Annotated in this window: 10 protein-coding genes; 2 read left to right on the plus strand and 8 right to left on the minus strand. The window is 50.0% G+C overall.

Features of this window, described 5'->3' with window-relative positions; translation table 11 throughout:
- Positions 1-67 precede the first annotated feature (67 nt).
- Entirely contained in the window at positions 68-1,717 is a 1,650-nt protein-coding gene (locus BMW93_RS29460; protein WP_090385022.1) for an amino acid permease, read from the plus strand.
- A gap of 74 nt (positions 1,718-1,791) precedes the next feature.
- Here the strand turns inward: BMW93_RS29460 and lhgO are convergent, their stop codons facing one another.
- The 5 genes from lhgO to recQ all read right to left on the minus strand — a co-directional run bounded on the left by lhgO (position 1,792) and on the right by recQ (position 9,531).
- Positions 1,792-2,991, minus strand: a complete 1,200-nt coding sequence (lhgO, locus tag BMW93_RS29465) for an L-2-hydroxyglutarate oxidase (RefSeq protein ID WP_090385024.1) — start codon at positions 2,989-2,991, stop codon at positions 1,792-1,794.
- 23 nt (positions 2,992-3,014) lie between these two features.
- Positions 3,015-4,208: an anhydro-N-acetylmuramic acid kinase gene (locus BMW93_RS29470; RefSeq protein ID WP_090385026.1), complete on the minus strand. Its 1,194-nt coding sequence runs from the start codon at positions 4,206-4,208 to the stop codon at positions 3,015-3,017.
- Between the two features lie 69 nt (positions 4,209-4,277).
- Complete coding sequence (gene ricT, locus BMW93_RS29475; protein ID WP_229240971.1) at positions 4,278-5,855, minus strand: regulatory iron-sulfur-containing complex subunit RicT; 1,578 nt, start codon at positions 5,853-5,855, stop codon at positions 4,278-4,280.
- A 117-nt stretch (positions 5,856-5,972) separates the two neighbouring features.
- The gene (gene purD, locus BMW93_RS29480; RefSeq protein WP_090385029.1) at positions 5,973-7,262 is read right to left on the minus strand and encodes a phosphoribosylamine--glycine ligase; all 1,290 of its coding nucleotides are present in this window, start codon (positions 7,260-7,262) and stop codon (positions 5,973-5,975) included.
- A gap of 55 nt (positions 7,263-7,317) precedes the next feature.
- Positions 7,318-9,531 carry a DNA helicase RecQ gene (gene recQ / locus BMW93_RS29485; protein ID WP_090385031.1) on the minus strand — a complete coding sequence of 738 codons (2,214 nt, stop codon included), beginning with the start codon at positions 9,529-9,531 and terminating at the stop codon, positions 7,318-7,320.
- Between the two features lie 92 nt (positions 9,532-9,623).
- On the opposite strand from recQ, the gene BMW93_RS29490 reads away from it, so the two are divergent.
- Positions 9,624-10,598 carry an SIS domain-containing protein gene (locus BMW93_RS29490; RefSeq protein ID WP_090385034.1) on the plus strand — a complete coding sequence of 325 codons (975 nt, stop codon included), beginning with the start codon at positions 9,624-9,626 and terminating at the stop codon, positions 10,596-10,598.
- Between the two features lie 129 nt (positions 10,599-10,727).
- On the opposite strand, the gene BMW93_RS29495 is transcribed toward BMW93_RS29490, so the two are convergent.
- The 3 genes from BMW93_RS29495 to BMW93_RS29505 all read right to left on the minus strand — a co-directional run bounded on the left by BMW93_RS29495 (position 10,728) and on the right by BMW93_RS29505 (position 13,336).
- A complete protein-coding gene (locus BMW93_RS29495) occupies positions 10,728-11,204 on the minus strand; it encodes a DUF4293 domain-containing protein (protein ID WP_090385037.1) in 477 nt (158 codons plus the stop codon).
- A gap of 72 nt (positions 11,205-11,276) precedes the next feature.
- Positions 11,277-12,587, minus strand: a complete 1,311-nt coding sequence (gene rimO, locus BMW93_RS29500; RefSeq protein WP_090385039.1) for a 30S ribosomal protein S12 methylthiotransferase RimO — start codon at positions 12,585-12,587, stop codon at positions 11,277-11,279.
- A gap of 131 nt (positions 12,588-12,718) precedes the next feature.
- Positions 12,719-13,336 (minus strand): hypothetical protein, encoded by a 618-nt coding sequence (locus tag BMW93_RS29505; RefSeq protein WP_090385041.1) that lies wholly within the window; start codon positions 13,334-13,336, stop codon positions 12,719-12,721.
- Between the last annotated feature and the right edge of the window lie 51 nt (positions 13,337-13,387).

The raw sequence follows: 13,387 nt of genomic DNA on the forward strand, positions 1-13,387 counted from the left end.
ATACGTAGTTAGCAAATTTTCTTTTAGCTTTATCAGACCATCATTTCTACAACAACGAACCTAATATATGGCAAGTCAACTCTGGATTAAGAAACCACTTGAAAAACTAATGCAGGAGTCCTCCGGTGAGGGTAACCAGCTCAAACGCACGCTCGGGCCGGGAAGCCTGATTGCGCTCGGGATTGGTGCTATCATCGGTGCAGGTCTATTTTCCATCACAGGGGGAGCAGCCGCGAACCAGGCTGGCCCTGCCATCACCATCTCCTTTATCGTAGCGGCATTGGGCTGTGCATTCGCCGGTCTTTGCTATGCCGAGTTTGCATCGATGATTCCCGTTGCCGGTAGTGCTTACACCTATTCCTACGCCACCATGGGTGAGTTCATCGCCTGGATCATCGGCTGGGATCTTGTACTGGAATATGCGGTGGGAGCGGCCACGGTAAGTATCAGCTGGAGCCGGTATTTAGTCAAGTTCTGCGAGGGTTTCGACGTGCATTTACCCACGGCTCTGACAGTCGGTCCGTGGGATGGGGGGATTATCAACCTGCCTGCTATTTTCATCGTGATCCTGATGAGCTTGCTTTTAATGAAAGGAACACAGGAGAGTGCAACAGTGAACGGGATCATCGTAGGCCTCAAAGTTGCCGTTGTGATCATCTTCATTGTCCTCGGCTGGAAATACATCAACGAATCGAACTACGTACCTTATATCCCTGATAACACCGGGAAGTTCGGCGAATACGGTTTCAGCGGGATCATACGGGCCGCCGCGATCGTCTTCTTCGCCTACATTGGTTTCGACGCCGTAAGTACCGCGGCGCAGGAAGCTAAAAACCCCCGGAAAGACATGCCGATCGGTATCCTCGGATCACTCGTGATCTGTACCGTTCTCTATATCCTTTTTGCACACGTAATGACCGGTGTAACTCCATACACCGCATTCAAAGGTCAGGACGGTATCGCACCGGTCGCGGTTGCGATCGAATCGATGGGTACACCCGATGCCAGCGGCGCCATTCACCCCGATTATCCCTGGTTGAACCGCGCAATCATCGTGGCTATTCTTGCAGGTTACGCTTCTGTGATCCTGGTAATGCTTTTGGGCCAGAGCCGCGTATTTTTCAGTATGAGTAAAGACGGCTTGCTGCCACGCGTATTCTCGGCAGTACACCCTAAATTCCAGACGCCGGTTAAGAATAACACCATGTTCCTGGTATTCGTAAGCCTTTTTGCTGCTTTCGTACCTGCGCGCGTGGTGGGTGAAATGACCAGTATCGGTACATTGTTCGCGTTTATCCTCGTTTGTATCGGCATTATCGTGATGCGCAAGCAAATGCCGGACGCGCCGCGTGCATTCAAAACGCCGCTCGTTCCGCTGGTTCCGATCCTCGGTATCTTCACCTGTTTCTTCATGATGGCGTTCCTGCCGCTCGATACCTGGATCCGTCTGTTCGTTTGGATGATCATCGGTTTCGATGTGTATTTGTATTATGGAATCAAAAACAGCTTCCTGTCGAACAGGTTACCGGCAGCCATTGCAGCGGGTAGCAAAACCGTGGGGCTGGTTGGGATCGGGCTCGCTGTGCTCCTGGCCGTAATCGCTTATGCCCATCACGTACAAACCGACGGCGCCGACACAGGCATTTACTACTTCTCGATGATTTTCGCCCTGATTCACCTTGTGACTTTCGGCATGGCGCAAGCTAAGAAGGCGTAATTGCTAACGCATTTAAACGAAGAGAGGCCATTCCGGTGCGGAATGGCCTCTCTTCGTTTATAAATACATCAATGCTAAAACCTGGACAGCACTTTCTCGGAAACCGTTTGCCCGATGGAAAGCGACGATGTTGCTGCCGGCGATGGCGCATTGCAGACATTGATGGCCGTTTTGTTTTCGATGATCGAGAAATCATCCAGCAGGCCACCATCGTAGTCGCATGCCTGTGCGCGTACGCCTGAGCCGCCGGGAATGAGGTCCTCGCTCCGGATTTCAGGGATCAGGCCCTGCAATGCTTTGGTAAATGCGGCTTTCGAGAACGAGCGGTAATATTCTCCCATTCCCGTGCGCCAGTATTTCATCGCTACCTTCCGGAAACCCGGCCACGAAAGCGATTCAAGCATTTCGGGCACATTAATGTCCAGTTTGTTGTAACCTTCCCTTTTGAATGCAAACACCGCATTCGGGCCCGCTTCGATACCTCCTTCGATCATACGCGTGAAATGCACACCCAGGAACGGAAAATTGGGGTCGGGAACGGGGTAAATGAGGTTTTTGACGAGGTAATGTTTCTCCGGACGGATCTTGTAATACTCCCCACGGAAAGGAATAATACGGACATTAATATTCTCCGGTTGGGTAAGCTGGGCTACTTTGTCGGAATATAGTCCGGCGCAGTTCACGACGAGTTTGGTTTCAAAAAGTTTCCCGGTGTCTGTTACCACTTCCGAATGCGTGTTACGGTTCCTTACTTCGGTCACTTTCTCGCCGAAACGCACCTCGCCGTCCAGTTTCCGGAAGTTTTCGGCGTATTTTTCACATACCGTTTTATAATCGATAATGCCGGTGTAGGGGACCCAAATTCCCTCCAAACCTTTCACATGCGGCTCGATTTCCTTCATTTCTCCTTCGGAGATCATGCGGTTATCAGTCAATCCATTCTGATTTCCCCGTTCGAAAAGGTTACGCAGCAATGGACGCTGCTCTTCGGTAGTGGCTACCACTATTTTCCCACACAAATCATACGCAACACCTTCCTTTTCGCAGAAATCAATGAGCATCTGGTAGCCGCGGATGCAGTTGGTGGCTTTCAGGCTTCCGGGTTTGTAATACAATCCGGAGTGAATCACGCCGCTGTTATGACCGGTCTGGTGCCTGGCCACTTCATTTTCCTTTTCGAGCAGGAGCACTTTCAATGCTGGTTTCTGCTCCTTAATGCGGAGAGCTGTCGCGAGGCCTACAATGCCGCCGCCTATGATGGTAATGTCGTACATATATTCAAATACTTATTCCTTACTTAACCGGGGAAGGAAATTTTCCCCATGGAAACGCCCGGCACGCCTTTCTTTTCCCCAAAATACACGGCTTCGCCTGCTACCGCTTCATTAGCGAGTACGGCAAACAGTACCGCTTCCTTCGCATCGCCGGATACACCCAGTTCATTGATCAGACGAATATTAATGCCTAACAACCTGCCTATCGCACCCATCAGCACCGGATTATGCGCACCGCCTCCGCTCGCATACACCTCAAATATTTCACCGAAAGGCATTGCATTGCGGATCGCCTCAGAAATCGTTTCCGCACTAAATCGGGTCAAAGTTGCAATCAGGTCTTTCGGTTCAATCGCATTCCGGTTCGAAACCTGCAATGCATTTTCTACATACTCTATGCTGAATACCTCCGGACCGGTGGTTTTAGGAAAAGATTGTTCGAAAAACGATGAATCTTTGAGCACATTCAGCAATACTGCATCGACGGTGCCGCTGGCCGCAATGCTTCCGTTTTCATCAAATGGTTTTCCAAAATGCCGGCGCGTGAATGCGTCGATCAATGTATTTCCGGGGCCGGTGTCGGTCGTGAAAACTTGTGACGCATTGAGGTTACCGGGCAGGAATGTGAAGTTGGCGATGCCGCCCATGTTCAGCAATATCCGGTTTTCGTCTTTTTGTGAAAACAGAAAGTAATCGCCGTACACGGCCAGTGGTGCGCCTTCTCCTCCTGCGGCAATGTGTTTCTGCCTGAAATCGTTGAGGGTGATAATGCCGGTTTTAACGGCAATATGGTCACCGTCACCAATCTGCAAAGTCGCATTCGGGAAAGCCGCTATTTTGTGTTGCTTTTGCGGGGCGTGAAAAACAGTTTGCCCGTGGCTGGCGATCAGATCAACCTCCGAAGGGTCGATACCCCATTCGGCAAGGCATTCCAGGATCATTTGCCCGTGTTGCAGGCCAATGAATGGGTTTAGCAATACCAATTGCTGAAAATCAATCTGCCTTTTGGCAAAAATCTCCCGAACCGCATTCCTGAAATCCTCCTCATAAGGTACCGTCTTGAAATACTCCACCTTCAACCGGGTTTCCGGCCCGCTGCCTTCCGCGCGGCAAAGCGCCACATCCAGCCCATCGAGCGAAGTACCCGACATAAGCCCGACGATCCTCCGGAACGGCTTGCGGCTCAGCGCGTAAAGCTTTTCAACGTGTTCTTTCACAAATGGTATGGGTAAAAAACGGGCCAGCCTTTGAGTGAGCTGGCCCGTTTGGATTCGTTGGAAGGGATATTACCCGTTGTTTTCACCGTCGGACGGCGCTCCGTCGCGCGGCGCTCCGTCGGGTTTCGGTCCGGCAGACGGCCTTTGCTGGCCTCTGTTCCGGTTCCGGTTGTTTCTGTTTCCTTCGTTATTCTTATTTCCTTCGCCGTTTCTGTTTCCCTCGGGATTATTGCCCTTGTTGCGGGGCTCGCCGCCCGGGTTATCGTTGTTCCCCTTATTTCTTGGTTCGCCGCCGGGATTATTTTTCCCCCGGTTGCGCTGGCCTTCGTTCGGGTTGTTCCCCTTGTTGCGTGGCTCTTCGCCCGGATTGTTGCCTTTGTCGCGAGGCTCGCCTCCGGCGTTATTTCCGCGGCTTTTGGATTCATCCCCCTGGTTATTACCACGGTTTTTCGGCTCACCGCCCTGATTATTTCCGCGGTTTCGCTGTCCCTGGTTTTGGTTGTTACCTTTGTTCGAAGGTGGATTGCCTGCATTATTTACGGGATTACCGTTTCCGGCATCGCTACCCGCATTCTCGGCGCCACTGTTTTCAACGCCGTTTCCACGGTTTTTACCCGAGCGGTTCTTCTTCTTTTTCTTTTTCTTCTGCTCGTCGCTGTACTTTTTGTCCAGGTTTTCCAGGTCGCTATTGAGCTTGCCGGGGACTTTGTCCGCACCTTTTTCCGGCTCCGGCGTCAGGATTTCGAGTGATTCGGGGATAATATCCTTTTTATTCAACTCAATGATTTCCAAAACCTTGTCGATAGGCACAGGATACCAGTTCGTATCCTTATCGAAGCCAAACCACATGATTTTCTTGAAGATATCCGTCTTCTGCAAGGTAGCCACGCCCTTTTTGGTTTTCAATGGCGCATCCACCGTCGGAATATCCCGCAATGCATCGATATAAGTTTCGAGCTCGTAGTTCAAACAGCATTTCAGCCTCCCGCATTGGCCCGACAGTTTCGCAGGGTTTAGTGAAAGGTTCTGATAACGCGCGGCGGCGGTTGAAATATTCTTGAAATCGGTGAGCCAGGTGGAGCAGCAAAGTTCGCGCCCGCAGGAGCCTAACCCGCCCAAACGGCTCGCTTCCTGCCGCAAACTTATCTGCCGCATTTCAATGCGCACCTTGAACTCCGAAGCCAGCATTTTGATCAGCTCCCGGAAATCCACACGTTCTTCCGACGAATAGTAGAATGTCGTTTTGGTATTGTCCGACTGGTATTCAACATCCGAAAGCTTCATATTGAGCTTCATATCCCGGATAATCTCACGGGTACGGTAGAGCGTAGGCATTTCGCGCGCCATCGCCTGCGTGGATTTGTCGAGATCTTTCTCCGTCGCAATGCGGTAGATCACGTGCAGGTCGTCGTTCATCTGGACACTCTTGCGCTTCATTTGAAGCCGCACGAGTTCACCCTGCAACGATACCGTTCCAATATGCTGGCCGGAAGCCATTTCACAAACCACGTAGTCGCCTGTGACGAATTCCAGCTGATTTATATTCCGGAAATATTCCTTTCTGCCTCCTTTGAACTTGACTTCGACTACATCAAAACGCTGTCCCGACGGCACGTCCATGTGACTGAGCCAATCGAAAACATTCATTTTATTGCATCCGCCCGTTCCGCAGCTTCCTTTACTTCCACACCCCGAGACAGCCGTACCGTTAGTACCGCAGCCCCCGGATGAACATGATCCACATCCCATAATTACTCCGCTTCATCAATCGTTATAACGAATTAAATCCACGCCAATATCGTGCCGGAAATACTTTCCTTCGTATTGCACTGCCTGTGCAGCCCGCTGTGACTTGTGCACCGCGTTTTCGAGGGAATTGGCAAGGCCCGTCAAGGCCATCACCCGTCCTCCGTTCGTCACGACTTCGGCGTTTGCATTAAAAGTGGTTCCTGCATGGAACACATGCACATCATCCACTTTTTCTGTTCCCGAAATGACTTTTCCTTTTTCGTAATCTTCGGGATAACCGCCCGAAACTACCACCGTCGTCACGGCCACTTGCGGTGAGATCTGCAAATCGAAATCATGCAGGGTACCCTTGGCCGTCGATGCCATGAGCATCGCAAAATCCGACTGGATACGGGGGATTACTACTTCGGTTTCGGGATCGCCCATCCGGACGTTGTATTCAATCACATAAGGCTCACCTTTGATGTTCATCAAACCGATGAATATAAAGCCTACATATTTAATTCCTTCACTTTGAAGACCGAACAATGTCGGCTTTACCACCTTCTCTTCTACCTTCCTGATAAAGTTCGCATCTGCAAACACGACGGGCGACACCGCGCCCATTCCGCCCGTATTGAGGCCCGTATCGTTTTCGCCGATACGCTTGTAATCCTTCGCTTCGGGAAGGATTTTATAATGCTCTCCATCAGTAAGTACAAAAACCGACAATTCTATCCCTTTCAGGAATTGTTCGATCACAACTTTGTTACCCGCCTTCCCGAATTTCCCATCCAGCAGCATCTCGCGGAACGCCTGTATAGCGTCGGAATGCTTCTCGGCGATGATCACACCTTTCCCCGCCGCGAGGCCGTCTGCCTTAAGTACGATCGGTAGTGAATGGTTTTCGAGGTATTCCAGACCTACTTCCAGATTTTCGGCAGTAAATGTCCGTGACGCGGCGGTTGGAATGCCGTATTTGTCCATAAACTGCTTCGAGAAGTCCTTGCTTCCTTCGAGCTGTGCACCGGCTTTGTCCGGACCGATGATCCGCACTTTGGAAAGGTCTTCCCGTGCATTGAAATAATCGACCACCCCGTTTACCAGCGGTTCTTCGGGGCCTACGATCACGAGTTCGATGTTATTTTCAATTACCGCGTTGGCAATGGCGTCAAAATCGTTATAAGAAAAGGATAGGTTCGTTGCTATGCCCGCTGTCCCGGCGTTTCCGGGAGCCATAAATAAGGTATCGCAAAGAGGGCTTTGGGCTATTTTCCAGGCAAAAGCGTGTTCTCTTCCGCCCGATCCCAAGATGAGTATGTTCATAACTGGTTTTAAAAATTCAAAATATACTGATTGTCCGGCAAGTACTCCGGGGGTGCTAGTTGGCTAGTTCCGATAAAAACTTGATCCGCATCAGCCGCAATTCTTCTTCACTGACCTCTTCGCCCTCAAATTCGTTCAACGCGGTGCTGATGTTATCGGTTTCGGCGGTCATAAAGTAATCGTAAATGTCCTGTTGCCGCTCGCGGTCGATCACCTGGTTGATATAATAGTCCAGGTTAAGCTTCGTGCCGGAGTAGCAAATGTGTTCCACTTCTTCGATCACATCGGCCAATGCAAGATCTTTCACTTCGGCAATCTCGTCAAGGCTTACCTTCCTGTCGACCTGCTGGATGATAAAAATCTTGATTTTGGATTTGTTGACCGTGGATTTGATCACCACGTCTTTCGCCGTCTCGATCTCGTTTTCTTCCACATAGCGCGAAATGAGTTCTATAAACGGCCGGCCAAACTTCTGCACTTTACCCATTCCGACGCCGTTGATCTGCGCCATTTCCTGTTGGGTAGTCGGGTAAGTAGTGGCCATTTCTTCCATCGAAGGGTCCTGGAAGATCACATACGGCGGCAGGTTTTTCTCCTTCGCCACCTTTTTACGCAATGCTTTCAGCATTCCGAGCAATGCCTCGTCGTATGCATGCGCGCTCCCGTTTCCGTTCACGGCCTCCTTATCGTCGTCCTCCGGTTTCACTTCCTCCTCGTCGAAGTTGTGGTCCTTTTGAAGGGTGATGGGATAAGGGTCGTTCAGGTATCTGGAGCCTTTTTCGCCCAGCCTGATCACGCCATAATTCTCAACGTCTTTTTCAAGATAGTTAAGAATCACAAGCTGGCGGATGGCCGACACCCAGTAATCGCGTGATTCATTCAGTTCCAATCCTTTACCAAAAACTTCCAGCTGGTCGTGCTCGTAGCTTTTCACATACTGGTTGTCGGTGGATGTGAGCAAATCTGCAATGTGATCGGCGTCGAAACGCTGCTCGGTCAATGCAACCGATTTGAGGATAAGGATTACATCGTCCTGTACTTTCAATTTCTCTGTCGGCTTGTTGCAATTGTCGCAAAAACCGCAATCTTTTTCGAGATACTCCCCGAAATAACTCAGCAATTGCCGTCGGCGGCACACGCCCAATGTCGAATAGGCGACCATTTCATTCAGCAAATGGCGTGCATTGTCGCGTTCGGTAACGGTTTTGTCCTTGTTGAATTTTTCGAGCTTCTGGATGTCGTCGTAGCTGTAAAACATCAGACAGTTACCTTCCAGCCCGTCACGACCGGCGCGGCCCGTTTCCTGGTAATAACCTTCGAGCGACTTGGGCACGTCGTAATGGATCACAAAACGCACATCCGGCTTGTCGATCCCCATCCCGAAAGCGATCGTCGCCACGATCACGTCGCATTCCTCGTTCAGGAACGCGTCCTGATTCGCCATCCGCGTGTTGGCGTCGAGGCCGGCATGGTACGGTAATGCACGTACGTCGTTGACATTCAATAGCTCCGCCACTTCTTCTACCGTCTTCCGGCTGAGGCAATATACAATGCCCGACTTGCCTTTGTTGTTGCGGATATAGCGGATGAGTTGCTTCTTGATATCCTTTTTCGGACGGATCTCGTAGTAAAGGTTTTTACGGTTAAAAGAAGACTTAAACGTCTCTGCCTCTTCCATTTGCAGGTTTTTGCGAATATCCTGCTGCACTTTGGGCGTCGCCGTAGCCGTGAGTGCGATAATGGGGAGCCTTCCGATATTCTCTATAATCCCGTAAATGCGGCGGTATTCAGGGCGAAAATCGTGACCCCATTCCGAAATACAATGCGCCTCGTCGATGGCTACGAACGAGATTTGTACCCTTTTTAGAAAATCGAGGTTATCCTCTTTGGTGAGCGATTCAGGGGCGATGTAAAGCAGTTTCAGGCTTCCGTCGAGCGCGTCGGTTTTGACGCGCGTCATTTCGGCTTTGGTAAGCGTGGAATTCAGGAATTGTGCATTGATACCGAACGCAGTAAGCTGGTCGACCTGGTTTTTCATCAGGGCGATCAGCGGGGAAATCACGATGGTCAGTCCGTCGCTGACGAGGGCAGGAAGCTGGTAGCAGAGTGACTTACCTGCGCCCGTGGGCATAATCACGAATGTATTTTTACCTAAAAGGATATTTTGTATGATAACTTCCTGATCTCCGCGGAATTGACTGTATCCAAATATTTCTTTAAGCTTCCCTTTTAATGTGTCGGTCACGACTTTATCAACCTGCTGTACCATACTCTGTTCACAAAATGGTTATTCCAAACTTCCCTATCTTTGCGCTTTGAAATAAATAATGACTTTTTGTCTCTCTAAACTGTGTTTCAGATTTGAAATTAATAAAAAATATTCAGTCAACCGCAAAAGAAGTATTACGTCAGGAGGCAGAAGCCATACGTAATGTGATTGAATTGATTGATGATGAATTTGAAAAATGCGTATATGCCATTTTACATTCCGGTGGGCGCGTTGTAGTCTCTGGTGTGGGTAAAAGCGCCATTGTAGGACAGAAGATTGTAGCCACGCTGAACTCCACGGGTACGCCGGCATTATTTATGCACGCCGCCGACGCGATCCACGGCGATCTGGGCATGATCCAGGACAACGACGTGGTGATCGTGATCTCCAAAAGCGGCGATACGCCGGAGATCAAAGTACTTGTGCCCTTATTGAAGCGGACGGGCGTTCAGATGATCGCAATGGTGAGCAACAAGAATTCCTATCTTGCCCAAAACTGCATTCTCACGCTCCACGCACATGCCCCGGCGGAGGCGGACCCGCTCAATCTTGCGCCTACTACAAGTACTTCCGTCACGATGGCCCTCGGCGATGCATTGGCCATTTGCCTGCTCGAAGCGCGCGGCTTCACACACGACGATTTTGCCCGTTACCATCCCGGCGGCTCATTAGGCAAGCGGCTTTACCTCAAGGTCTGCGACATTTACCCGCATAATGCATTACCTACCGTGAATGAGGCGGCTACATTGCAGGAGGTGATCCTGGAAATGACTTCGAAGCGGCTTGGAGCCACAGCGGTAGTAAGCGAAAATGGCTTGATGGCGGGGATTATTACAGACGGCGATCTCCGGAGAATGCTGAAAACCTATGGCGCAGCGGGGTTATTGGACTTGCACGCTCACAACATTATGACAAAAATGCCGATCACGGTTTCGCCGGATGAATATGCGGTGAATGCATTGGAGATCATGCAATCGAAGAGCATTACGCAGGTGGTGGTGGTAGAAGAGGGTAAGGCGCTGGGGTTCGTGCATTTGCACGATTTATTGCGCGAGGGATTGGTGTAGCAGGAAGGGGACGTTCGCGCGGACTTGCAATATGTCATCCAGAGCGCAGTCGAAGGGTGAGCGAAGTCGAAGGGCATTGCATCACGCAACTATCCTTCGACTTCGTTCAGGATGACATAACTTTTGATATTATCTGAATCTTTTCGATTGCTGTACCTCGCGCTCGTCCTTGCGGATGAAACGGTTGGCAAACACGTTGGCGAGCATGGCGCCTACCAATCCGTAAAAACCGATATCATATTTGCCGGTCAGTTCCGGATCGAACAGCTTCGCCGTTTTGTAAAAGGTGAAGTAGATTACCAGACCCATTGTCACGGTCATCAATATCGAATTCACCGCACACAAGGCCGATTGCAGAATGCGGTTTTTGAACTGTAAAATCGCGTAGGCTGCTACACCGGCTGTAAGGATGGCCAGCGCGACGAGGTAATATACCGGCTGGACATTGGATTGAACTTCATTGATCTGATGATGCAGCCTCAGGGCCGTCAGATCGGCACTTTGTCCTCTTGCTAATGCTACTTTCGACCAGATCGGGAAGGCAAGGAAAATACCCATTCCGATGACGACCATTGCGAGGAAGATAGTTTGAATACGTTGTAACATGCTTTTTTAAGAATTGTTCTTTTTCAAATGATCGGCAAATTTAGGCAAAGACACCATTTGCCGGAAATAGCATCAGGAAATCACTTCGCCGTAAAGGTCGAATTCCTCGGCGGAAGTGACTTTTACATGAGCGAAATCGCCCAGACGCACATACTGGCTCGCAGGCACGAGTACCTCATTATCAACCTCAGGCGAATCGTACTCGGTGCGGCCGATGAAATAGCCGCCTTCTTTACGGTCGAAAAGGACTTTGAATGTTTTGCCGACTTTCTCCTGGTTCAGTTCCGCCGAAATGCCTTGTTGCAATTCCATAATCGCGTCGGCGCGCTCCTGCTTCACTTCCGGATCGATGTCGTCTTCCATTGTGAATGAATGCGTATTGTCCTCGTGCGAGTACTGGAATGCACCCAGGCGGTCGAAACGCATTTTTTCAACGAACTCGTACGTCTCATCGAACAGCGCTTCCGTTTCTCCCGGGTGGCCGACGATCAGCGTCGTACGCAATGCGATATCGGGCACTTTGTCGCGGATCGAATGAATCAGCGCTTCGGTTTTTTCACGGGTAATGCCGCGACGCATGAGTTTCAATATGTCCGTCGAGCCCGATTGCAGCGGCATATCGAGGTATTTGGCGATGTTGCTGCGCTCGTTCATCACGTCGAGGACATCCATGGGGAAGCCCGCCGGATAGGCATATTGCAGGCGGATCCAGTCGATGCCTTCCACATCGGAAAGCTGGCGCATTAAATCCGAAAGATTTCTTTTCTTGTAAATGTCCAGTCCATAGTAAGTCAGATCCTGGGCAATGAGGATGAGCTCTTTGGTACCGCGTTTGGCGAGGGATTTGGCTTCTTTTACCAATTCTTCGATCGGCCGGGAAATGTGGCCTCCACGCATGAGCGGGATCGCGCAGAATGAACACGGGCGGTCGCAACCTTCCGCGATTTTCAGGTACGCGTAATGCGCGGGCGTCGTGAGCAGGCGCTCGCCTACGAGTTCGTGCTTGTAATCGGCTTTCAGGGTTTTGAGGAGGCGGGGCAGTTCGTTGGTCCCGAACCACGCATCTACTGTGGGTATTTCAACCGAAAGTTCATCCTTGTACCGGTGCGACAAGCAGCCTGTTACATACACTTTATCCACCATTCCGGCTGCTTTCGCATCGGCATATCGCAAAATGGTGTTGATCGATTCCTCCTTCGCATTGTCGATAAACCCGCAGGTATTGATCACGACAATCTGGGAATCATCCTTTTTCGACTCGTGATCCACCGCGAACCCGTTGCCTTTAAGCTGCGTGTACAACACCTCCGAGTCGACCAGGTTTTTGGAGCAACCCAGCGTCACGATATTGACTTTATTCTTGACTATTCCTTTGGTTTTCATTGAAATTGGCCTCGGGCTTTAAGCCGTAAGCTGTATGCTTTTGAATTGATTAATCGCCATTCTGCGTCAAAGTGACTGATAATGAACGGCGAAATGGGGTGCAAAGTTCGTGAAAAAATGAATAGGAAGTACTATCGGATGAAAGGAAAACGGCTACGTGTGTATTCCGTCGGAAGATTTTGGAAATACTGGTCTATCACCCAATATCCCTTCGTTTTGGGTGAAATAATGAACTCATCGCCCGTCCTGAGATAATAATGCATGTAAGCGAGTGGAAACTTGATGTTATTATTATGGTAAACATGCACTCTTTCGATATCACCTTCCCTTAAACGGAGCACTTTATCCGTAAATGTGAGTTCAAGCTCGCGTTGCTCGGGAAATGTCTCTATAACAAGCCCTTCAACATATTGCCAGTGATTGATATCGAGCGTCACCACCAAAAGACCGAACCCCATGGCCACCAAACCAATCGCGAGAAACCAAAGCCGCACCAACAGCGGGTGATCCTCGGTGTAAGAAATATGCATGAAAAGCGCCAATTTAAAGAAAAAGCTGCCTATCAGGATGAAGTAATAAGTGAACAGACCTTCGAATTGAAAAAAGTAGTTCCAGGGCGTGGTTATGAATGTGCGCGATACTTTCAGGGGTGAGTTCCCTCCGATTGTGTCTTTCGTAAATCGCAGCATGCGCCAGATATACCATACAAATGGCGCGAAAACAATCAAAAAGACCAGCAGTGTATCCATGAAAAAAGGTATCCCGGAGTTGAATACTCCAAGATACCTTCTTGTGCTAAA

It is taken from the genome of Dyadobacter sp. SG02, from assembly GCF_900109045.1.
In the GTDB taxonomy this organism is placed as follows: Bacteria; Bacteroidota; Bacteroidia; order Cytophagales; family Spirosomataceae; genus Dyadobacter.

Coding starts and splice junctions, on each gene's coding strand:
- BMW93_RS29495 (WP_090385037.1), bottom strand. CDS start 11,204: ATGTTACAACGTATTCAAACTATCTTCCTCGCAATGGTCGTCATCGGA.
- BMW93_RS29460 (WP_090385022.1), top strand. CDS start 68: ATGGCAAGTCAACTCTGGATTAAGAAACCACTTGAAAAACTAATGCAG.
- BMW93_RS29505 (WP_090385041.1), bottom strand. CDS start 13,336: ATGGATACACTGCTGGTCTTTTTGATTGTTTTCGCGCCATTTGTATGG.
- recQ (WP_090385031.1), bottom strand. CDS start 9,531: ATGGTACAGCAGGTTGATAAAGTCGTGACCGACACATTAAAAGGGAAG.
- ricT (WP_229240971.1), bottom strand. CDS start 5,855: ATGAATGTTTTCGATTGGCTCAGTCACATGGACGTGCCGTCGGGACAG.
- rimO (WP_090385039.1), bottom strand. CDS start 12,587: ATGAAAACCAAAGGAATAGTCAAGAATAAAGTCAATATCGTGACGCTG.
- lhgO (WP_090385024.1), bottom strand. CDS start 2,991: ATGTACGACATTACCATCATAGGCGGCGGCATTGTAGGCCTCGCGACA.
- purD (WP_090385029.1), bottom strand. CDS start 7,262: ATGAACATACTCATCTTGGGATCGGGCGGAAGAGAACACGCTTTTGCC.